Here is a 23,914-nt window from a genome sequence, read left to right on the forward strand (position 1 = left end):
CAGATAATAAATAATTCACGAATTTATTCTGGGATAATTTATATATACATATTTTTGTATTCCGACTCCCTTATTTGAGATGGGTCGTCAGAGGATGGATATGTACTAAATATCGTTCTCTATTCATTTATGCTATTAGATGTTTTCTATACCTTATTACTTGTTTTTTTAAACGGTTTTTTCGTAGCCGCTGAATTTGCAATTGTTAAAGTCAGGTCTTCTCAATTGGAAGTAAAGGCAGCTGGAGGAAATAAAACAGCGGACCTCTCCTTAAATATTCTCAAAAACCTGGATGGTTATCTTTCTGCCACTCAGCTTGGAATTACCCTTGCAAGTCTTGGACTCGGTTGGATTGGTGAGAGCGTTGTTACGAGAATTATTCTCAATATAATTGAATTCCTGGGTTATGAACCTAACGTGGACCTGGCTCATAAAATTGCTCTTCCGATTGCATTTGCAATTATTACTATTTTACACATTGTTTTCGGTGAACTTGCCCCTAAATCCATTGCAATTCAGAAACCCGAAGAAACTACACTATCTGTATCTTATCCTTTAAGGTTTTTTTATATTTTATTTAAACCGCTGATCTGGATATTAAATGGGTTTGCTTCTCTTATTTTAAGAATGTTAGGCATCAGCATGTCTGATATTCATGAAATTCACTCTGCTGAAGAGCTTCAATTGATTCTGGATCAGGGGAAAGTTTCCGGTGCAATACAGCCGAGCGCTCATGAGCTGATTAAAAATGTGTTCAGCTTTAACCTTATTACGGCCAGGCAAATAATGGTGCCAAGGACTAGTATTAATGCAATTGATGAAGACACTTCTCCTGAAGAGATTTTGGATAAGGTCATTAATGAAGGTTATTCAAGGATGCCTGTTTATCGGGAAACTATAGATAATATCATTGGTCTTGTCTATACAAAAGACCTGCTCAAAATGATCAACAAAAAGGAAGATATAGACCTTCAGAAGGTTATAAATCCTCCTTATTTTGTGCCTCAGACAAAAAAGATCAGTGAACTTTTAAAAGAATTGCAGGAAAAGCATCTTCACATGGCTATAGTTACCGATGAGTTTGGAGGTGTTGCCGGTATTGTAACCATTGAGGATATTCTGGAAGAACTTGTAGGTGAAATTCAGGATGAGCATGATGAAGAAGCTCCTTTTGTGGAAAAAACCAATGAAGAAGAATTTGTCGTCAATGCTCTTTCTACAATAGAAGATGTAAATGAATATTTACCTGTTCCATTGCCTAAAAGCGGAGATTATGATACAGTTGCAGGTCTTGTAAATAAGGTCTTCGGAAGAATCCCGGATCTCAATGAAAAGATTAAATTTGAAAGATACGAAATATCAATTTTGAAAAAATCCAAACAGAGTGTATTGGTGGTTAAAATGAACTTGCTGGAGGAGGCACCTGAAGACAATGAGGAAAAATAACGCATTCCAGAGAATCGTTATACTTTTATTTTTTTTCTTTATAATAATTTTTAATACTGCCTATTCTCAATATGTAGAAACTGGGCAGGACCCTTCACGGCTCAGGTGGAAACAAATAGTTACAAAGAATTTTCAGATAATTTATCCCGTTGAAATAGAAGAAGAGGCGATAAGAGCCTCCAGGTCTTTGGAGAAGGTTTATCTGTATGTATCTTACAGTCTCCATCATGAACCTAAAAAGATATCAGTAATTCTTCATCCACAGTCAAGCGTATCTAATGCGTTTGTAGTTTGGGCACCAAAGAGGGTAGAATTTTATACAATTCCTGATCAGGATATTTATCCGCAAAACTGGATAGATCAGCTTGTAATACATGAGTTCCGGCATGTTGTACAGCTCGATAAACTTAATCAGGGACTTACAAAGATTTTATATTTCCTGCTTGGGCAGCAGGCGATTGGCGCTGTTGCTGGTCTTTATCTGCCTCTCTGGTTTCTGGAAGGGGATGCTGTGGTTACAGAAACCGCTTTGTCTCATACTGGAAGAGGCAGGTTGCCTGAATTTACAATGCCTTTGAGAACACAGGTACTGCAAAGAAAAATTTACAGCTATGAAAAAGCATATTTCGGGTCATTCCGCGATTTTGTACCAAATTATTATTATCTGGGATACCAGCTTGTAGGATATACAAGAAACAGATATCCTTCTGAAGTATGGAGCAAATCAGTGGACAATGCAGCCAGAAGACCTTATAACCCCATGCCATTCAATCAGGGAATTAAAAGATCTACAGGACTATCTAAGTGGAAGCTTTATGATTCCTGCATGTATTTTTTGCGTAATGATTGGAGACTTCAACAAGATTCGACCACATTTTCAACTAGGGTAGATACAATACATTTTAATGACACCAAAACTTTTACAAGCTACCGTTTTCCTCAATACCTATCTGATGGAAAGGTTATAGCTCTAAAGTCTGGTCTTGGAGATATTCAGCAATATGTTTTGACAGGGCCTGGGAATAAAGAGAAAACCATATTTGTCCCAGGTTATTTTAATCCTCGGATGCTTTCTGCTTCTCATAATAAAATTGTATGGGCTGAGTATGGTTTTGATAAAAGATGGAGTAATAGAATTTATTCCAATCTCATAGTTTTTAATGCTGATAAAAGAATAAATCAAAGAATAAAACTCACTCGGAAAAAACATCTCTTTGCACCTGCTTTCTCGAAGGATGGAAGTATGATCGCTGCTGTTGAATCAAAAGGTAATGGAAGGTATTGTATCTCTGTTTTTGAAACCAAATCAGGCAGGCTTTTAAAAGAAATATTTCATCCAGAAAACGATTACCCGATAATGCCTGCATGGGACAGTGAAGGGAGCAAACTCTATACAATTATGTTGGATGATGATGGCAAAAGGATTGATGAAATTTCAATCAGTAAGGCTGAATTCAAAACAATTTTTAGGTCCGGATATATGGATATATCGCAACCCGTTGCCTCATCAGATCATGTTTTTTTCAGAAGTGTATATTCAGGTATTGACAATATTTATGCTTTTCGTTTTAAAGATTCATCGGTGTATCAGGTTACATCAGTAAAATATGGAGCATTTGATCCTTGTTTAAATAGAAGCCAGGATACATTATTGTTTTCAAGCTACACAGCAAATGGGTATCAGATATCTCGTATTCCTCTTGATACTGCAAATTGGATAAGTTTGAGTGATATTAAAGATCAATCAGTAAAGCTTTATCCTGAATTGGCTAAGCAGGAACTGGGGATTCCTTTACCAGTTTTAAATAAAGATACAGTTGCAGAAGGATTGACAATTAAAAGATATAGAAAAGGTACACACTTGTTCTATCTGCATAGCTGGGCTCCGTTATATATTAATGCTAATACCTATGAAGTAAATTCTGGTATAACAGTATTTTCTCAAAATAAATTGAGCACAGCGATTAGCAAATTGGCCTATCTATACAATTATAGCGACAGGACAGGAACTACAGAAGGCTCATTTACTTATAAAGGTTGGTTTCCTGTTTTGTCCATTGCAGCCTCAAGAGGGCAGAGGCTTGGGCTGGATACTACAGGTAATGACGCTGTATTTAAATTTAAGGAAGACAAACTTACTTTGTCTGCATCTGTACCATTGAATTTGACAAGAGGCAAATATGGCCAGGGGATCACTTCTTCAGTATATAATTATACTTCAAGCTTTGTAAGGAATGATGAAACACCATCATATTTCAAGACTGGAGTTAGAAATATTTTTGAATATGACATTAGGGGATTTAGATATTTGAAAATGGCCCCACGGGACCTATTGCCAAAATGGGGGCAAACATTCAGGTTGAACTATCGGCAATCTCCATTTGGTAAATTTGACTATGGAAATTCCTTTGTAGGCCAGGCAGCACTATTATTCCCGGGCATATTAAAACATCACAGTCTCAGACTTGACTTTGGAGGGCAAATCAATGAAAATGGTAGTTATATTTTTTCAAACTACCTATTGTACCCTCGAGGCTATTTTAGCCAGGTAAACCAGAGGTTTTCAAGGATTATTGCTGAATACCGGCTACCTCTTTGTTATCCTGATTGGAAGGTCGGGCCAATTCTTTATTTAAAAAGAATAAAGGGGCTATTATTTTATGACTATGGGGACGGGAGAAATAAAGGATCTTCAAGATACTATAATTCCACCGGAATTGAATTAACCGGAGATATGCATTTATTTAATTTTGTAGCACCAATCGAATTAGGGGCCAGAGGAATTTACTTCCCCCATGATCAGTATTTCAGAATCGAATTTTTATTCAATATAATTTTTTCAGCTCTTTAGTTTAAGTTATTGATTTGTAGAATTTAAAGGGTTTTTTTTAGTAATTGTTAAATTTTTTATCGATTTTTTACTATTTTTGTGTGACTTTTTTAATAAAAAATAGTAATTATACAAACATTTAATTCTTTTCAATTAAAATCGTTTTTTGCCACATGCACAAATTTTCTGTTAGATTGATCATATTGGTAGTTTTACCTTTTCTTTTTTCATTCAGAAATTCAGAAGTAATCACTGGTGAAAAAATAACAGCGGCGGATACTTCCGCATTATTTGTTTGCACTGTTGATGACAAACCAATGGTAATTAAGAATATTAATGCTTATATGAGAACAGTGACCGGTGGTTACCGTCAATTATCATTGAGCAATGACAGATTCAGTAAATTTTTTCTTATAAAGCCCGAAGTGGCTGAAATAAAACTAGGTGCAAGCTCATTAAGACAAGTTGTTATTCATTATACTGATCCTGCAAACTTAAATCTTTACAAGCCTCTTTCAGGAGTATTAAAAATTAAAGTACTCGATGAGAATAAAAAAGTACTTTCCGGTGAATTTGAAATGGAATTGACTTGTAAAAATAATCCTTCCAAAAAGATTAAGATCAAAAACGGTAAGTTGATCAATATTCCTATAGTATACCTGCAGTAAAAATCAAGGCCAATAGTAGCCGGATTTATAATTTTCTTGCAATTTATCATCTGCTCTCCTTGCATAATCGTAACAGGAGTATTAAAATCTTTTTTTATATTTAAAGAAAAATGTTTTGAGGGATGACAAATTTTGAAAAAGAGAGAGTAAATATTACGAGAAGTAATCGCGGGTGGAAAAAATGGGGACCTTATTTATCTGAAAGGCAGTGGGGAACAGTAAGAGAAGATTATAGCCCTTTTGGTTCAGCATGGGAATATTTTTCATTTGATCAGTCACGTCACAGAGCATACAGATGGGGAGAGGATGGAATATCAGGTATATGCGACTATAAGCAGCTTGTCTGTTTTTCAGTCGCAATGTGGAACGAAAAAGACCCTTTCATAAAGGATAAACTTTTCGGTCTTACAGGAAATCAGGGAAATCATGGTGAGGATGTAAAAGAGGTTTATTATTACCTTGATAGTACGCCTACACATTCATACATGAAATTTTTATACAAATACCCTCAAGCTGAATTTCCATACTCTAATTTAATACTTGAAAATAAAGTTAGAGGAAAGCTGGATCCCGAATATGAATTGATGGATACCGGAGTGTTTGATGAGGACAGGTATTTTGATGTATTTACTGAATATGCCAAGGCAGATATGGAAGATATGTGCATTCGTATAACAGTTTATAATAGAGGCCCGGAAACATCTACAATTCATCTGATACCAACTATCTGGTTCAGAAATTTCTGGTCATTTTTAGAAGATCCTTACAGACCTGCAATTTCTGCCGGTAAAAATAAATCACTACTAGTTGAGCATAAAGACTGGGGATTATATAATCTTTATTACGAAGGTAAACCTGATTTGCTATTTTGTGATAATGAAACCAATCATGAGTTGGTTTATGGTCATCCTCCGACTGAAGGATATTGGAAAGACGGAATTAATTTCCATGTCGTAAATGGAAAACCTACCGTAAATCCAGAATTAACTGGCACTAAGGCGGCATTGCGATACGCACTGACCATAGAACCAGGGCAATCTAAAGAAATCCGACTAAGACTCAGTGATCAACCTATTCAGGATGCGTTTGAAGATTTTGAATTCATATTCAGATCAAGAATTAAAGAAGCTGATGTCTTTTATGATGAACTTGCAGAAGGCATTACTGATCCTGACTTAAAAAGTATCCAGCGACAGGCTTTCGCTGGAACCCTTATTTCCAAACAGTTTTATTATTTCGATGTATCCTTGTGGTTGAAAGGTGATCCTGGATCAACTCCACCGCCCGAAAGGCTACATGGCAGAAATAAAGACTGGACCCATTTGAATAACATGGAAATAATTTCCATGCCTGATAAATGGGAGTATCCATGGTATGCAGCCTGGGATCTCGCATTTCATTGCATTACTATTGCAATGGTGGATCCTGACTTTGCCAAACGTCAATTGATTCTTTTGTTAAGAGAATGGTATATGCATCCTAATGGTCAAATACCTGCTTATGAATGGAGCTTTAATGACGTTAACCCTCCTGTGCATGCCTGGGCTTGTTGGAGAGTCTATGAGATAGAAAGGGATTTCTTCGGGAAAGGAGACATAAATTATCTTGAAAGAGTATTTCATAAGCTTATGCTCAACTTCACCTGGTGGGTAAACCGCAAGGACAGTGAAGGACATAACATATTTGAAGGAGGCTTCTTAGGCTTGGATAATATCGGAGTCTTTGACAGAAGCAGCCCATTGCCGACAGGAGGTAAGATTGAGCAGGCGGATGCTACCAGCTGGATGGCTATGTATTCTCTAAATATGCTTAGAATTTCTCTTGAGCTGAGTAAGAATAACTCTTCTTATGAAGATACTGCCTCAAAGTTTCTTGAGCATTTCCTTTACATTACGGGTGCCATCGTAAATCTGAATGGTTCTAAGTATAGTCTTTGGGATGAAGGTGACGAGTTTTTCTATGATGTGCTGAACCTCCATAACGGACAATTCATACCTATGAAGATTAGGTCTATGGTTGGCTTGATTCCGATATTTGCGGTTGAAACTCTGGAGCCTGAAATAATTGAAAAGTTTCCTCATTTCAGCAGAAGACTAGAATGGTTTCTAAATTACAGACCTGAACTGGCTAAACTGGTTTCAAGAAGAGAGATAGAGCATGAAGGTATCAGAAGAAGATTTTCTCTTATTAGACAAAATAAGTTGAAAGCAATTCTTAAGAGAATGCTTGATCCTAATGAATTCCTTAGTGACTATGGGATCAGAGCGCTTTCAAAATTCCATAAAGATAATCCATATGAATTTCCGACTAAAGACCATGTTTATAGCGTTACCTATAACCCTGGCGAATCGGAAAGTGGAATGTTTGGAGGAAATTCTAACTGGAGAGGTCCAATATGGTTTCCTGTAAACTATCTTATTATTGAATCGCTGATGAAATTTTACAATTACTATGGAGATGAAGTGCAGGTTGAATGCCCTACTGGTTCAGGAGTAATGATGAACTTAAAGGAAGTTGCTGAAGAGATAAGCCGCCGTCTTGTAAAAATATTTCAAAGGGACGAAGACGGAGATCGTCCAGTTTATGGTGCAGATGAAAAATTCAGCAAAGATCCACATTTTAAAGATTATATCCTGTTCTATGAGTACTTCCATGGCGATAATGGAAGAGGGATCGGTGCATCTCACCAGACTGGTTGGACAGGCTTGGTTGCGGCATTGTTAAATACCAGATTTAAAGAGAAAAAAACTGCAAAAGGCAGCTCGAAAACTGCATCTGCAAAAAATACCTGATTGCTGTTTATTGATTAATGGCAAAGAAGAAAAAGATAAAAAGAACCTACAAGGCAGAGACTCCGGGAATGCCAATAAGATGGTATGCCTGGGGAACTCTGGCTTTAGCAATTCTGGCTTTATATTATGTTTTCCTTTTCCCGAATTTCAAATCCCGTTCTGAAAAATTCTATTACTATCTTCCAGGCAGGGCATCTTCACATTACCTGGCAGATTTACTTAATGAGGAAAATGTATTAAAATCATCCTTAACTTTCAAGCTGGCAGCAACTCTGTTTGATGTAAATGCTGATGAAGGACTTTATGAATTCAAAAAAGGCTGGAATAACCTTCAGATTCTTTTTTATCTGAAAGGAAAACCTGCAAAAGAAGCGATGACAATAGATATTCCAGTAATAAGAAGTCGCAAGAAATTAATTAATCTTTTGGCGAAGGAAATAGGAGTTGAAGCAGATTCATTAAAAGCAGCCCTTAAGGATTCATTATATTTAAAAGAGCTTTCTGGATTGGATAATGAAGCATTTTACAGTGTATTTTTACCTGGTGAATTAAAGGTCTACAAAACATGTAACAGCTATCAATTAATAGATTTTGCTTACAGCAGGTATGAGCAATTCTGGAATAACTGGAGGGCAGAGAAAGCGGAGGCTGCAGGATTATTGCCTGAAGAAGTTGTGATCTTATCTTCTATTGTTTACTCTGAATCAAAACTAAAAGAAGAAATGCCGATGATTGCTGGTCTCTATATTAACAGATTGAATAATAATATGAGGCTGGAATCGGATCCTACTGTTGTATTTGCTCATAATAGATTTAACATACGGAGAGTCTTTAACAAGCACAAGCAGGTAAAATCTAAATATAATACTTATAGAAACAAAGGTTTGCCCCCAGGGCCAATCAGCACAATACCATTATATGTTATAGATTCTGTGCTTAACTTTGTGCCTCATCGATTCATTTATTTTTGTGCTAAAGATGATATGTCCGGATGTCATGTGTTTGCAGAGACATTCGAAGAACATAAGAAAAACGCCATCCTATATCAAAAAAAACTTGACAGCTTGAGGATAAAATAGAAAGTGCTGAGGGAACCAATTACCTCAGCACTTTTAGGTTTATTTTTGTAATTTATTTGCTTACAGGTTCGGATATAGGAACCATTGTCAATATTTCCATCAAACCATCACTGATCATATCTTTTACTTCTTCAGGTGTTTTACCTAATCTATCAGTAAGTTTTTCAATAAGTATCTCTTCTTTGGAAATCAGATTTCTTTTCTCACGTTGGGACATCCTGATTTTTCTAACAGCCTTATTGATGTGTCCCTGTACCTGTCTTAAATATCTTGATTTTTTCATAAAAGTATAATTAAAGTTTTTTAATCATTTTAAAAATGTATACCAATAACATGATTCAATGTAATTTGTTGTCCTAGAATGGAAAATTTGCTGATTAATTTTATTTTGCAACTTGTAATTATAACCAATACAATCTCCAATTTTGCTGAAAATAGCCTGGTCAAAAGAGTTTAATCATCCCCTTCCTGAAGGACATAGGTTCCCTATGATTAAATATGATTTAATTCCTGAACAATTACTTTATGAAGGAACAATTAGACCGGGAAATTTATTCCAGCCCGCTTTTTTAAGTGAGGAAAATATCCTTTTGACTCACACTCTTGAGTATTGGCATAAACTGAAATATCTTGAATTGTCTCCGGCAGAAATAAGAAAAACCGGGTTCCCGTTAAGTAAGGAACTTATTGATAGAGAAGTAGTCATTATGGGAGGGACTTTTGAAGCATCAATGTTTGCGAAAAAATATGGTATTGGAATGAATGTCGCAGGTGGGACACATCATGCTTATACCGATAAAGGGGAAGGATTTTGCCTTTTGAATGATAATGCCATTAGTGCTAATATTTTAATAGCTCGAAAACTTGCCACAAAGGTACTTATAATAGATCTTGATGTCCACCAGGGGGATGGGACTGCTGAGATTTTCAGAAATAAAAATGAGGTATTTACCTTTAGTATGCATGGCGCCAATAATTTTCCTGCGAAAAAAGAAAAATCGGACCTTGATATTCCTTTACCAGATAAGACAGGAGATAAAGAATATCTGAAGATATTGGATATCACACTAAATTCCTTATTGGAAAAAGTCCAACCTGATTTCATATTTTATCAATCTGGTGTAGACGTGCTATCCTCTGATAAGCTGGGGAAATTAGGGCTCTCCAGAGAAGGTTGTAAGCAAAGAGATTTTATGGTGCTTGATCTTTGCAAACGAAATAATATTCCTCTGACCATAAGCATGGGGGGAGGATATTCAGAAAACCTTAAAGATATTATTGAAGCACACTGCAATACTTTCAGACTGGCACAAAATATATTTTTTTAACAATATATGAAAGCTTTATGGAACTCTTGATGACTGAAAGATCAGTAAATATTTCACCAATTTCCATGAGGAGGAAAAAACAGATGAACTTTTCAAAACAAAGTTTTGATGGGAATTTTATTTGTGAATTAATAGTTTCTTCACCGTTTTGATCGGAGCAAATTTGCTGAAAGACAATTGAATCTTTTCATCCTGAAGTTTGAAGCTGAGAAGAGAAGCCAGACCAATCAATAATATTAATACTGAGAAAATTAAGTGGAATGTAATGCCTATATCTAATAAAATCCCTGTAATTAAAGGACCAATTGCTGTACTTAATATATTGACTGAAGTAAATACGGATTTAAGATTAGCAAGAGATTTTAATCCATATATTTCTGCAATTATACATGATTCAAGTGTTATTCCTGATCCTACAGAAACTCCGGCAAAGAACATTGCTGCAAATATTGCATAAGGATGATTGATATATAATAAAGTAATAATGCACATTGCAAATGGCCATAAAAAGTATGGGAAAATTTTGGTGCTACTTATTTTATCCAGAATATTACCTGTAAAAAAAGTAGAGATAAAATTACCCGAAGCAAAGAATGGAAAAGCAAAGGCAATAAGTTCTGGTGAACAGTTTTTACTTTTCGCTATCGGAACAAGGAAAAACATCAATGTTGTGACCAGAAATGCTAATAGAAACACCGGAAATGCAACAATATAGAATCTCTGATCTTTGAATAGTTTTTTAATTGTCCATTTCTTGTTGGAAAGTTGAGGTTTTACTTTAGGTTTAGTGCCGGGGAATTTTTCAAATACCTTATTTTTTTGTTTTAGAAGAAAAATAGCCGGAATAAGAACCAGTGCCAGAACCATTGAACTATAAAATATCGCTGGTCTCCATCCATAGTGATGAACCCCCCAGGCTACAACCAAGGGGAGAATGGCTTCTCCTAATGGTGTACCTATAATGGCCAGGCTTAAGGCTTTTCCTCTGCATCTTTTAAATCTCTGACTTATGATCGTTAAGGAGGTATGGTTCATAAGTCCTTGTCCTGAAAGTCGCATACCTAATACTGCAATAAAAAGGAACACGAGATTATATGAAAAGGAAAGTAAACAACAGGAAATGACTAGCCCGATCGCTACCCATAGTGTATAGGTAAATATTTTTGTCTGATCTATAAGTTTACCAAGATAGAAAACCAAAATCCCGCTGGTAATGGTTGCTACGGAATATATAAGAGCAAAGCCAGTAGTACTCAGCTGGAACTCCTGGATCATGTCAGGTATGTATAAAGAAAAAAGAAAAGTCTTTCCGAAGCCTGCAAAAAATGTGAGAAGTATAGCAACGAAGAGAAGCTTCTTATTAGAATAGAATAACCTGAAGTAAATCATTTCCATATATACGTAACGGGTAAAAAAATAGTGTAAAATTTCATTCCGAAAAACTTAGATTTAAGCTGTATTGTTCATAATATAAAAGGAGGACCATATGGATTTAATACAAAAAGCTTACTCCTGGAAAGAAATACATCGAGATTCATTGATAGTAGCGGGATTAAGAGTGCTTTTAGGGATATATCTGATGGTAAAAGGAATTTTATTTATTTCTGACACCACTGCTTTGCAGAATATTATCTCTACAAGTAATATGGAATTCGGAGCTGTAGTAATTGCTCATTATATTGCATTAATGCACCTTACGGGCGGAGTACTGATCGCCATGGGTACAATTACCAGAGTTGCTGTACTATTTCAGTTGCCTATATTGATAGGAGCGATAATATTTAATGCAAGAAATTATGTGATTACAATACACTCGGAATTGTTGATCTCAATACTTGTACTGCTATTACTCGTTTTCTTTCTGTTTTATGGATCAGGTGTTTATTCTGCAGACTATTTGCTGAGAAAATATGATAATCAATAAAAGGTTCCGGTTAATCCGGAATCTTTTTATTTTTACTACTTATCCAAATCATTAAAGTGCATAATAACTACTTTTTTATTTCCCAATTGTCATCGGCTCTTCAGTTTTTACAAGGGTTTGAAGTAGCAGATTGTTTCAGTCAACAAAAAGAAGAGCTTATTGTTGTCTTTCAGAAAGAGGAAAAAGAGTTTTTTATTCAGGCTCATTTTCATAATACTTTTTCATGTTTATTTTTCCCGGATGACTTCAAAAGGGCCAGACAGAATTCAGTCACACTTTTTCAGGATATATTAGGTTTGAAAGTGGTCAAAGTTGATACTGCATTGAACGAAAGATGTATTGTATTTTCTTTGGAATCGGGTAAATCTCTTGTTTTTAAACTGTTTGGCAACCGAGCCAATGTCATTTTGTTTGATCTTGATAAGGTTGTAAAAATCTTTAAAAATAATCTGAAACTGGATTTAGATTTATCTCTTCAAAACCTGAACAGATCGCTGGACCTTTCCCTTACAAAATTTAATGAAGTAAATGGAAATCTTAATAATTTCCTTCCAACTTTAGGAAAAGAAGCGGTAGCGTGGTTAGAGCAAAAGGGGTATGAAGCAATGTTGCTTGAAGACAAATGGAGTAACCTTACTTCTTTGCTTTCATATTTTGAAAACCCTGATTTTTATATTATTACCGATAAAAAAGGCAAGCCGGCAATTAGTGTTTTGCCAGAAAATAGATTCCTTGAAAAATATGATAATCCCATAAAGGCAATAAATTCCTTTTATCGGCAATACATAAAGGACCTTCATATTCATACAACCAAGGAGGAGCTCTATAGGGATATTGAACGAAGGTTAAAACATTCCAAAGCAGTAGTGTCTGATTTACAGAAAAGACTCAAGGAAATTCAGGAACGGATCCCAATGGATCAGACAGCAGATATAATCATGGCAAATTTGCATGCCATACAACAAGGGGTTGAAAGTGCTATATTATTTGATTTTTACAGAAATGAAGAGAGAGAAATTAAACTTAATTCAAAACTGTCCCCACAGAAAAATGCCGAAGTTTTATATAAAAAATCTAAATCCAGATTTAAGGAAGTAGAAGTACTTGAAAATCTGATTCTGCAAAGATTAGAACTTATTCAACAACTGGATGCAGATAGGGAAACGGTTAGGGAAATTGAGGATTCCAGAGAGTTAAAAACTTATCAGAGTAAATATTTTAAAACAAAAGAGACAGAACGAGAGCGTCAGGAGGGACCTTATAAAACCTATGATTATCTGGGGTATAAAATTCTGGTTGGAAAATCAGCTAAGGCTAATGAAGAATTGACATTCAAAACTGGTAAAAAGGATGATCTTTGGCTTCATGCAAAGGATGTAGCCGGATCTCATGTGATTATTCAGCAGAGACCGGGACAGAATTATCCTATCCCAGTTATCGAACGTGCAGCTTCCCTTGCTGCTTTTTATTCAAAGAGAAAAACAGATTCTCTTTGTCCTGTAATGTATACCCAGAAAAAATTTGTGAGGAAAATCAAAGGTGCTGCTCCAGGTATGGTAAAAGTTGAAAAGGAAACCGTGATTATGGTTGTTCCTTCCGGGATAGATTAAATATCGCCCTTTAATCATGATGATATTTCTCTCCCTTTAAAATTGTAAAAGCCCGGTATAATTGTTCAGTAAAAAACAATCTCACCATTTGATGTGAGAAAGTCATTTTGGATAAAGATATCTGGTCTTTAGCCTTTTCATACACTTCATCCGAAAATCCAAAAGCCCCGCCAATTACGAAGATTAAAGCCTGAGCGCCCGAGTTCATTTTTTTCTGAATAAATCCCGAGAACTCTCTTGAGCTGAAATCTTTTCCTTTCTCATCGAGTAATATGAGTTGGTCCCCAGCCGTAACTTTTGCCAATATAAGTTTTCCTTCCTCTTCCTTTAGTTTAAGAGTGGTTAATTTAGAGCCTCCCTTTACATCAGGTATAGTGATAAATTCAAAAGATATGTAATGTTTTAATCTGGAGATATACTTGTCAATTCCTTCATTCATGAAATCTTCTTCTGTTTTTCCTACGACAAGCAACTTTATTTTCATTATTTTGTATTAATTAAGGGAAAACAATTTTTAAATAATAATAAAAATATCCTTTTTCCGGTTTTGATTCTGTAAAGGTTTCAATTTAGTTAGAATTGACAAAAAAAATAGGTGTGGTTTGAATGAAAAAATGGTTTTTTATAATTTTTATTAATTTACTTTCTTTAAATCTATTTGCCCAAAATAAGACGGATTCATTAATAACTGTTTATCTGCAAGAAGCTAAGATTTTAATTTCCAGAAATAATTTTATTGAGGCTGAAAGGACTATTAAAAAAGTTTTTGATACCAAAAGCGTATTGCCGGATGAGACAGTATACCTTTATGGAATAACTCAGTTTGGAGTTGGCAATTATAAAGGAAGTATTACAGCAATGGAAAAATACCTGAGCTTAACAGGTAAAAAAGGCGAGTTTTATACTGAGGCACAGCAATACATTAAAGATGCTCATTGTCATGAATCTGGATATTATGAAGCTGTTGAATTATGTGACATGTGCTTTGGTAGTGGAGATGAAGAGGCTCCTTGTCCTAATTGCAGGGGAAAGGGGAAGATTTTATGTACTGTTTGTAAAGGTAGCGGAGTGAATCGTGAAAGTAAAAGTTATGGAGACTCTTTCCATAAGTGCAGTAAATGTGAAGGGTCGGGATTCGGAAATTGCGGTCAGTGCAAGGGAAAGGGGATAGTGCACATTGCTTGTATCAGTTGCCAGGGATCAGGAAAGATTAAAGTCAGAAAAAAATGTAATAAATAGATAGAGAGAGGATTTTTCTGTCTTAATTTTTATTGATTATTTTTCCTGAAATTATTTCCCTTGGAAAATCAATCAGAAAATCGAAAAGGTGAGAAGCTGTTGTTATTTGTATTAGCGGCTATCAATTTCACCCACATCATGGACTTTGTAATCATGATGCCAATGAATCCTGTATTGCAGTCTGTATTGCATATCAATAATAAACAATTCTCTCTTTTAGTCGCCGCTTATGCTGCAAGTGCCGGTATATTTGGTTTTGTGGGGTCATTCTTTATTGACAGGTTTGACCGAAAGACGGCATTGTTAGCGCTATACCTTGGTTTTATAATTAGTACCCTTGGATGCGCTTTAGCGCAAAGCTATAGTTTATTTTTGGCCGCCAGATTTTTGGCTGGTGCATTTGGTGGCATATTGGGAGCTTTGGTTTTGGCCGTCATAGGGGATGCCATTCCGGAGGAAAGAAGAGGAAAAGCTACAGGATTTGTTATGGCAGCATTTTCCGCTGCTTCTATTGCCGGAATTCCTTTGGGGTATTTTCTGGCGGTAAAGATTAACTGGCATATGCCCTTTTTTTTAATTACTGCAATATCTTTGGCAGTATGGGTTGTCGCCTGGAAAACCTTTCCATCGCTCAGGAGCCATATTTCAGTGGGTATCAAGCAAAACCCTTTCGCTCTGATAAAGCACATTTTTAGTAATTCCAACTTGTTGTGGGCTTTGTTGTTTACGTTTGTTTTAATGATCGCTGGACTTACCGTTATTCCATTTATAAGTGATTATATGGTGAAAAATGTAGGCTTTGAAAAAGATCAGATTGCCTACATCTATCTGTTTGGAGGCCTTGCCACTTTTTATTCCAGCCCTGCGATAGGGAAACTTGCAGACCTGCATGGGAAAAGAAAAGTGTTTATTATAATGGCATTGATTTCAATTATCCCTATCTTACTTGTTACAAATCTCCCTCAAGTACCGAAATATGCAGCTTTCCTGGTTACTACTTCTTTCTTTATTGCATTCGGAGGACGGTTTGTACCTGCTATGGCCATGGTTACTTCAAGTGTTGAGAAAAAACAACGCGGTGGTTTCATGAGTTTCAATTCTTCTGTACAGCAGCTATCGTCAGCATTGTCTTCATTGTTGGGTGGACTAATTATTTCAACTACTCTTGATGATAAAGTTTCTGGATTTTGGAAGCTTGGTCTTATCGCAAGTTTAGCCACTGTCCTTTGCGTATTGATTTCAATGAAGGTTAAACAAGTGGAATAAATAGAGAATATTACTTACTTTAAAGAAAATAAGGATAGTAGCTTATCTACAGCTTGAACGAAATATTATGAGGTCATTTGTTTTATCAGATATACATGGGTGTGCTATAACACTCAGGCATATGGTAGAATCAATCATAAATCTAACCAAACAAGACTGTTTATATTTCCTGGGAGATTATATTGATCGAGGTCCTGATAGCAAAGGTGTAATTGATTATATTCTGGAATTGAAAGAAAAAGGGTATAATTTAAGATGTCTTCTGGGGAATCATGAAGATATGTTGCTTCAGAGTTTTTCAGACAGCACTTATGAAAGAATGTGGCTTTTAAATGGAGGAGATACTTCACTGAAGAGTTTTGGAGTGTCAACGATACATGAGATTGATGAAAAGTATGTCTCTTTTTTTAAAGAACTAGAGTTGTATATAGTACTGGATAATTACATATTGGTTCATGCAGGTCTGGATTTTAAATCCGCGAATATTTTTTCAGGAAAAGATGTGCTTGTATGGACAAGGTATTCAGAAGTTGATCCATTGAGGACTGGTAATCGAATAGTGGTACATGGACACACTCCTATGGATCAGGAAAGGATTTTATCTAAGTTAGATTCTTCCCATGAAAATTTTGAGATTAACATAGACGGAGGTTGTGTCTATGCACTAAGTGCTCGTAAATACGGTTATTTATGCTGTCTTCTCCTCGAAACAAAGGAGATATTTTTTTCTGAAAACCTCGAATTGCAATAATTACCAATCAACAGCAGGTTTAGTAGGAGTGGGCTTCACCACATCAATATTTTTCATTGCAGATTTTAAGCTGCTGATTTGATTTTTTATCAATTTGTCATTGTCAATTTTATGATTGTCCCAGGATTTCTGAAATCCTGCAAATTTTTCTTCTTCTAATGGTTTTTCTTTCCCCGTTGGTACATATTGATAATTCCGGTTTTGCTGATAATATTCAAAAACAAAATCGCTAAAGTTGTAACGGTATTTATTGTCTTTTACTTCAATTAGTAAATTATATCTGATAGCGCCATGAACCTGCTTGGAAACTACACCCTTGTTATAAACAAGGTAATATCCCTTTGCAGTTACCTTACCGGCAGCAGAGTCAAGTTCTATTGATTTGGATGTGGACTTATGATGTTTGTATATCCAGTTTTTAGCCTGGAGATATAATTGTTGCGCACTGGCTCCGCTATCAATGACTATGTCAGTATAGGTAATTTTTCCGTTTTGATCTTTCGGTAGATTGATCTGAGCAAAAGTTTTATTAAAGGAAAGAAGTACGATGGCGATAAATATGAATATTCTCATATTTTAAATTTATTAAAATTACCAGGTATCTAAAACAAAAAAGCCTTCAAATTTTTCAATCTGAAGGCTTTTTGCGGACTGGACGGGACTCGAACCCGCGACCTCCGCCGTGACAGGGCGGCATTCTAACCAGCTGAACTACCAGTCCAATATTTTCAATAAGTCTTTTCTAATTTTAAAACCTAAACTTTCTTTTTGTTTCGGCTACCTCTTTCGTTTAAGGTGGTGCAAAGCTATACCTTTTATTCATACAATGCAAGTCCCTTTCAAAAAAAAGTCTATATTTTTTTTATTTATTTTATAATATGTTCACTATCAGTTCTGAAAAAAAGACAATTTTTATTTTACATTTTGCTAAATCTGAAATTATGGTCTGATGAAACTGTTTTTAGGCGAAAAAATCGAAACATTGCCATGCCTTTTCATTTTTAATAACATTTCAGGTAAACAAAAAAAGCTATCTGTCAGGATAGCTTTTTTTGTGGAATATCAAATTAGTTTTACTCTTTGGAAATTTTCCTTATCGACTTTCCTTTGTCTGTTTCAATTTCCATGTAGTAAATACCATTACTCATGTTGGTCAATTCAATCTGGTTAGCAGATTGAAGGCTATGGACAATACGACCAAGATTATCACGAATAATTATTGACCTTATGTTCAGATCAGTTTCAATTGTTAACTTTTCTGAAGTAGGGTTTGGGTAAACCAAGATTTCCGTTACATTTTCTATTGAACCTGGAATACCTGTACAGACCCCATTTCCAACAACTAAAGTGCTGGATGTTTTACAACCTAGCATGTCAGTTACAGTATAAGTAAATGACCCAGCCTGAATATTACTTAATTTTGAAGAAGCTGATGATTGGTTTTCCCAGGCATATTGATATTCAGGGACACCACCACTGACCGCAAGGCTGATGCTTCCATTTGCTGCTCCAGGGCAACCCTCATTTTCAATTACAGAAGTAACAGTCATTTTTGAAGAAGTACTTGAAAGCTCAATTGATTTAGTGGCCTTGCAGTTTTGATTATCTGTTATTACAACAGTATAATTACCAGGGGCCAGATCGCTGATGTCTTCAGTACTAAGACCGTTATTCCACTCGAATTGATAAGGGACTGCTCCTCCGCTTACTTTAAGTTCTATAGATCCGTTTTTATCATATGAACATACCGGGTTACTTATAATTGCTGAAACAGATATTAACTGTTGTTCTGTTATTGTAAAGTCTTTAACTCCGGTACATCCTCTTCCATCTTGCACAAGTACGCTATAACTTCCTGATTCAAGGTCTGATATGGAATTGCCTGTTGAACCGTTATTCCATGTATAATTAAATGGTGTAGTTCCGCCCAATACTGATGATATAGTAATTGTTCCATCAGCTTTACCTTCACAACTAGGGCTGGTAATTATAGAATTAATAGTCATTGCCTGCGGCTGCTCTATTGTTTCTTTCACTTCCTTTTTACATCCATTGGCATCAGTAACGATAACAGTATAGGTTCCGGAGAAGAGGCTAGTGGCATTTGGCCCGGTAACAACTGGTGGATTCCAGTTATAGTTATATGGACTTGTACCTCCGGTTACCTTTACAGCAATTGAACCAGAATTATCTGCAAAACATTTTGCATTAGTGACATCAGTCGTTGCTTCTAAGGCAAGTGGTTGTGTAATAACTACAGATTTGGTTGCACTACAATTTTTACTGTCTTTAATCGTAACTGTATAAGTTCTCGGAGCAAGATCACTGGCTGCTGAGCCTGTACCTCCTGATGGAGCCCAGGAGTAAGTGTAAGCAGGAGTTCCTCCGGAAGCAATCAAAGTGGCACTTCCATCTGCAGCGCCGAAGCAACTTACATTGGTAGTTACAGCTATTGCACTTATGGCATCAGGTTGGTTGATGGTAACAGATTTTGTTACAGAACATCCAAGGTCATCTGTTATCGTGCATGTATAATTTCCGGCAGGAATTCCGGATAAGGAAGCTTCTGATCCGGTTACGGGTGACCAGCTATAAGTATAGGTACCGCCACCACCAGTCGCTGATACTGTCGCAGATCCGTCAGACTTTCCGAAGCAACTTACATCCGTTTGTACAGATGATGCCTGAAGTGTAGATGGCGAGGTGATTGTTACAGATTTTTCTATTTTGCAGCCATTTGCATCCGTGATGGTACATGTATAAACTCCGGCAGAAAGACCTGCTGCCTTTGCTGCTGTTCCTCCTGAAGGAGACCAAGAGTATGAATAAGGGGAAGTTCCTCCAGTAGGAACTACTGTGGCCTCACCTGAGCTACCATCCAAACAGGTTACGTTTTTCTGTGTAGTTGTGGCAGCAAGTGCTGCAGATGGTCCATTTATTGTAACCGATTTTTCAATAAAACAAGATTTCGCATCTGTGATTTTACATATATAGGTTCCTGTGCTGAGGTTTGATGCAGTAGCAGTTGTTCCTCCGGAAGGTGACCAGCTGAATGTATAACCAGCTGTTCCGCCAGTAGGTATCACAGTAGCACTTCCATTATTTCCACCAAAGCAACTCACATCTGACTTAGTTGAAGAAGCTTCCAGTTTCTGAGGTTCTGTAATGGTTACAGAAGATGTAGCTTTACAGTTTTTAGCGTCAGTGACTGTCACGGTATATACTCCCGCAGCAAGATTATTTGCAGTGGCAGTTGTTCCTCCGGGGGACGACCAAGCATAAGTGTAAGGAGCATTTCCGTTTGAAGCAGTTGCAACAGCACTTCCATTGTTTCCACCAAAACAGCTGGGGGCTGTTTTTACAAATGAAATACCAATAGACGCAGGCTGAGTTATAGTAATTGTTTTGGTTGAATAACATCCTTTGCTGTCTGTAACAGTTACTCTGTATTCTCCTGCAGTTAATCCTGTTGCTGTAGAAGAAGTGCTGGATGCGTTAGTCCATGAATATTGATAAGGTGTTATTCCGCCAGTTGCGGAGATGGCGATAGTTCCATTATTCCCTCCGTAACAAGTAGCATTGGTCTGGGTTGCAGAAAGCGCAGGTCCAGGGCAAGGAGCTAAAATTTCTAGCTTAGGACCGTTGCCATTAGTGTTTTCTTTGGAGTTGAAATAGATCCTTGGAAAGCTTTGCTCTATATTTTTAATAACCAATGTGATTCTACTTCTTCCAGCTGCTCTTTCACTCTTAATATAGTTAGTTACATCCCAATAGTAAGTATTATAGGTATATCCTTTTACTACAGTAGTATCAAGGGCAACAGAGGATATAGAAGGCTGGTTGTTCCATGTGATAGTATTTTCTGTCCAATTTGTCGGGGAGGTATAAACACCAACAGCTATTGAAGATTTTTTATCTGTATCTGTTTCTTCGATATAGCCATATAGTTTAAGCTTGGCAGTTAAAATACTATCTTTATAATCAGAGATATCAAAAGTAATAAAGGTATTTCTGTTATTTCCTTCGGGTAATAGCACTTTTGAGATCAGGAATTGAGGATCAAGAGTACCGTAAGTTTTACTTTTAAATGAAGTATCATACCTTGCATTTTGAACATATGCATCATGTATAGGAGAATAAGAAGAAGTATCCTGATAAATTCTCTTAAATACTGCAGTGTATGTTGTATTGGTTAAAGGTGTATAGATGATCTGATCAGCGCTTCCTCCATGAACCCAATGATCAAATACATAAGGGATACCATTAACAGATTGAGGAGAAACAGGGCTGATTGAACGTTCTACTCCTTGCACTGAAAGGGTGGAATATGGAGTTGTTTTTGGTTGTCCGTCTATTTTTAACTGCAGGCCAGCTGGTTCAGTAGCCAGTGTAAGTGTAGATTTTTTAGGGAAAATTTCAACATATGCAGTGTCGGTAAGCCCTAGATTATCTTTAACGATGAGTTTAATCCTGAACCATACATTGTCTTCTGTTTCCCCTGAAACAGGAATGGTAAATGTTCCACTTTTAATTCCATTTAAAGGAAGCCCATCGTGAACGTGTGTATTATGGTGAAAATCGAATAACCAAGTAAACGCAGAAGCAGGCAAGGCGCCATCCTCTGGGTCAGTACCAGAGCCGCTAAAAGTAATTACGTCTCCTCCCTTGTAAAGAGTCTCGTTTATAGGTGTTAAAATAGTTGCTACAGGCTTCGAGTTTTTCGGACCAACAGTAAGTATAGCAACGTTACTTGTTACTGAACCTGCTGAGTTACTTACTTTAACTGAATATTCACCTGCATCTCCTGTTGTAGTTGCTGAAATTGTATATGTTGAAGAGTTGGCATTAGGAATGTTTACTCCGTTTTTCATCCATTGATATGTGAATGGTGATGTGCCTGTAATTGTTACAGAAAATGTGACAGGTTGAGTTTCGAAAATATTAGCGCTTTGAGGTTGGTTTACGATTTCAGGAGCAGAATTACCTGAATATATAATCTTGTATACAGCTTTATTGGATCTGCTGAGATAATATAAATTTCCGTCAGCTCCTGCGTCTATTGCAACCGGAGCTCCAGCTACATTGGCAGAAAATGTTTGCCTCTTGAAGTTGTTTTCTGGGTCAATGAAGTTTATCCAGTTGTTACAGTAATCCATAAAGAAATACTTGCCAATATATTTGGATGGATAGTTGGTGGATTGAGGGTTAAAGAATGTTCCTCCTGTAATGGCGCATCCAGTGCTATCCGTAGTAGTATGGCCATAAGCATATACAGGACTTGTAAAATTGGGATTAGTAGTTTTCCCCTCCGTAGTAGGCCAGCCGAAATTTTTTCCTCCTACAGTTACATCATTTATTTCCTCCCATGCATTTTCTCCCACATCATTTACATATATTTTACCTGTTCCTGGTTGAATATCAAAAGTGAAAGGATTTCTAAGTCCATATGCCCAAACTCTTTTTCTCTTTTCAGAGCCTGTCGGAAAAGGATTGTCGGCAGGAGCGCTTCCATCTGGATTTATTCTCAGAATCTTACCAAAATAACTATCAAGGTCCTGTGACACGTGAGGGGTAACCTTTTGTTGATTATCTCCAGTTGCGATATAAAGTTTACCATCTTTTCCGAATGCCATTGCTCCGCCATTATGGCTGACAGACTGATCAGTTAGTGTTTCCAGCTCCAATAATATCAATTCACTACCTGCAACAACTACATCTCCATTCAGTGTAAAACGACTCACCCTGTTATGGATCCCGCTGGAATTAACAGTATAGTATAAGTATATATAATTGTTTGTTAGAAAGTCAGGATCAAGAGCAAGGCCTATCAAGCCTCTTTCGCTATAGCTTCCAAACTGAGGCAGATAAACTGCTGTCTGAACAGTAACCGCAGGGGTAGAAAGTAAATTTCCATTTTTGATTATTCTGAGTTTCCCTTCCTGCTCGCAAACAAAGATTCTGCCATCGGGAGCACATACCATTACTGTTGGATTTGCAAGATTTGAAGCAACAACAGAGTGAACAAAAGTGGCAGTTGGAGCAGAAGATTCAACCAGTGTCAATGTTCCGAATATATCCGCAGTTTTATAGGCAACGTTTTTATCAGGTCCTGTAACGATTTCAGATCCCATGAAATTATCTCGGGTTGAAGCTCCGTCATTATCGCAATAGGCGAGAGCAAGTCCCATCTTTTTATTTACTGTGAGATTCGCTTTGGGATTGCTGGAAGCTCCATAAACAAAAGCATCAGTATAAACTGTAATAGCTACTTCCCAAGTATATACGTCTCCGTTTTTAGTCCATTTAACATTGACATGATCGTTGAAAAGGCGAGCGTTGCCATCAGTGCCAATATCCACAGCATCTAACAAGGTTGAAATATGATAAGCAAAGGCATTGTAGTTTTTTTCATGATCTCCACCGGATTTATCTTCGTCCAGGAGAACTTCAAAACAATCATCCTCCCAATAATTTACAAGCGGTGCAGCTGTTTTGTCGCTTAGTACATTATCTGTAATTTCACCTAAAATATAAAGTTTATCGGCATCCCAAGCAGCTTTAAATCTACCTGAAAAGTCTGCTGCTGTTGGTGTTGAGCCCAGCCAAGTCTGATCAATATAATACCAGTTTGCTAAAGCCCAGCATGCATCGTTCCCAACTCCATCTATAACCGGAGCGGTCTGAGCTTTTGGAGCTTCATAATCTCTGGCGAAAGATAATTGTGAAAACAAGGTGATCAGCAATACCAGTCCCGTTTTTAATAAAAACTTTAATTGATGTGTCATTGTGTTTTTAGAAAGAGAATTAGTTGATTTAAAGTCAATCAATTATAAATAAAGTCCAATTTAAGAATTTTAGCAGTCTTAATGAAATCAATTTATCGAAATGTAGTGTAGGGGGAAGCCAAATTGCTCCACACTATAACTTTGAAAAAAAAATAATCATTTTCAAGTTAAAAAAAAAGAGGCTGCCTATAATGGA

16 protein-coding genes and 1 tRNA gene are annotated in these 23,914 nt (G+C 36.5%); 11 read left to right on the forward strand and 6 right to left on the reverse strand.

Annotated features, from left to right (window positions below; genetic code table 11):
• Positions 1-129: 129 nt before the first annotated feature.
• From MYP_RS03515 to mltG, 5 genes are all read left to right on the forward strand, one after another.
• Positions 130-1,446 carry a hemolysin family protein gene (locus MYP_RS03515; protein WP_045458489.1) on the forward strand — a complete coding sequence of 439 codons (1,317 nt, stop codon included), beginning with the start codon at positions 130-132 and terminating at the stop codon, positions 1,444-1,446.
• Positions 1,433-4,297: a hypothetical protein gene (locus MYP_RS03520; protein WP_045458492.1), complete on the forward strand. Its 2,865-nt coding sequence runs from the start codon at positions 1,433-1,435 to the stop codon at positions 4,295-4,297. Before MYP_RS03515 ends, MYP_RS03520 begins: the two co-directional genes overlap by 14 nt.
• Positions 4,298-4,449: 152 nt before the next feature.
• A complete protein-coding gene (locus MYP_RS03525; RefSeq protein ID WP_052429915.1) occupies positions 4,450-4,944 on the forward strand; it encodes a hypothetical protein in 495 nt (164 codons plus the stop codon).
• A 122-nt stretch (positions 4,945-5,066) separates the two neighbouring features.
• Positions 5,067-7,736 carry an MGH1-like glycoside hydrolase domain-containing protein gene (locus MYP_RS03530; protein ID WP_045458495.1) on the forward strand — a complete coding sequence of 890 codons (2,670 nt, stop codon included), beginning with the start codon at positions 5,067-5,069 and terminating at the stop codon, positions 7,734-7,736.
• A 17-nt stretch (positions 7,737-7,753) separates the two neighbouring features.
• Positions 7,754-8,815 carry an endolytic transglycosylase MltG gene (gene mltG, locus MYP_RS03535; protein WP_045458497.1) on the forward strand — a complete coding sequence of 354 codons (1,062 nt, stop codon included), beginning with the start codon at positions 7,754-7,756 and terminating at the stop codon, positions 8,813-8,815.
• A gap of 52 nt (positions 8,816-8,867) precedes the next feature.
• On the opposite strand, the gene MYP_RS03540 is transcribed toward mltG, so the two are convergent.
• A complete protein-coding gene (locus MYP_RS03540) occupies positions 8,868-9,098 on the reverse strand; it encodes a hypothetical protein (RefSeq protein ID WP_045458500.1) in 231 nt (76 codons plus the stop codon).
• A 142-nt stretch (positions 9,099-9,240) separates the two neighbouring features.
• Here MYP_RS03540 and MYP_RS03545 point away from each other — a divergent pair, with 142 nt between their 5' ends.
• Positions 9,241-10,143, forward strand: coding sequence for a histone deacetylase family protein (locus MYP_RS03545; RefSeq protein ID WP_045458503.1), 903 nt, complete (start codon positions 9,241-9,243; stop codon positions 10,141-10,143).
• 117 nt (positions 10,144-10,260) lie between these two features.
• Here MYP_RS03545 and MYP_RS03550 read toward each other — a convergent pair whose 3' ends face one another.
• Positions 10,261-11,538 (reverse strand): MFS transporter, encoded by a 1,278-nt coding sequence (locus MYP_RS03550; protein ID WP_045458506.1) that lies wholly within the window; start codon positions 11,536-11,538, stop codon positions 10,261-10,263.
• A gap of 91 nt (positions 11,539-11,629) precedes the next feature.
• Between MYP_RS03550 and MYP_RS03555 the strand changes: the two genes are divergently transcribed.
• Positions 11,630-12,067, forward strand: a complete 438-nt coding sequence (locus tag MYP_RS03555) for a DoxX family protein (protein WP_045458508.1) — start codon at positions 11,630-11,632, stop codon at positions 12,065-12,067.
• An 86-nt stretch (positions 12,068-12,153) separates the two neighbouring features.
• Positions 12,154-13,677 (forward strand): NFACT RNA binding domain-containing protein, encoded by a 1,524-nt coding sequence (locus MYP_RS03560; RefSeq protein WP_052429916.1) that lies wholly within the window; start codon positions 12,154-12,156, stop codon positions 13,675-13,677.
• Between the two features lie 10 nt (positions 13,678-13,687).
• Here MYP_RS03560 and rlmH read toward each other — a convergent pair whose 3' ends face one another.
• Positions 13,688-14,161 (reverse strand): 23S rRNA (pseudouridine(1915)-N(3))-methyltransferase RlmH, encoded by a 474-nt coding sequence (rlmH, locus tag MYP_RS03565; RefSeq protein ID WP_045458515.1) that lies wholly within the window; start codon positions 14,159-14,161, stop codon positions 13,688-13,690.
• Between the two features lie 122 nt (positions 14,162-14,283).
• On the opposite strand from rlmH, the gene MYP_RS03570 reads away from it, so the two are divergent.
• From MYP_RS03570 to MYP_RS03580, 3 genes are all read left to right on the forward strand, one after another.
• A complete protein-coding gene (locus MYP_RS03570; protein WP_045458518.1) occupies positions 14,284-14,916 on the forward strand; it encodes a hypothetical protein in 633 nt (210 codons plus the stop codon).
• Between the two features lie 60 nt (positions 14,917-14,976).
• A complete protein-coding gene (locus tag MYP_RS03575) occupies positions 14,977-16,182 on the forward strand; it encodes an MFS transporter (RefSeq protein WP_081990382.1) in 1,206 nt (401 codons plus the stop codon).
• Positions 16,183-16,249: 67 nt separating this feature from the next.
• Positions 16,250-16,933, forward strand: a complete 684-nt coding sequence (locus MYP_RS03580; RefSeq protein WP_045458522.1) for a metallophosphoesterase family protein — start codon at positions 16,250-16,252, stop codon at positions 16,931-16,933.
• On the opposite strand, the gene MYP_RS03585 is transcribed toward MYP_RS03580, so the two are convergent.
• The 3 genes from MYP_RS03585 to MYP_RS03595 all read right to left on the reverse strand — a co-directional run bounded on the left by MYP_RS03585 (position 16,934) and on the right by MYP_RS03595 (position 23,718).
• Positions 16,934-17,506, reverse strand: coding sequence for a DUF4468 domain-containing protein (locus tag MYP_RS03585; RefSeq protein WP_045458525.1), 573 nt, complete (start codon positions 17,504-17,506; stop codon positions 16,934-16,936).
• A 74-nt stretch (positions 17,507-17,580) separates the two neighbouring features.
• Positions 17,581-17,654 (reverse strand) — tRNA-Asp (locus tag MYP_RS03590).
• A gap of 352 nt (positions 17,655-18,006) precedes the next feature.
• Positions 18,007-23,718: a PQQ-dependent sugar dehydrogenase gene (locus MYP_RS03595; protein ID WP_045458528.1), complete on the reverse strand. Its 5,712-nt coding sequence runs from the start codon at positions 23,716-23,718 to the stop codon at positions 18,007-18,009.
• Positions 23,719-23,914: the final 196 nt, after the last annotated feature.

The organism is Sporocytophaga myxococcoides (assembly GCF_000775915.1).
GTDB classification, from domain to species: domain Bacteria; phylum Bacteroidota; class Bacteroidia; order Cytophagales; family Cytophagaceae; genus Sporocytophaga; species Sporocytophaga myxococcoides_A.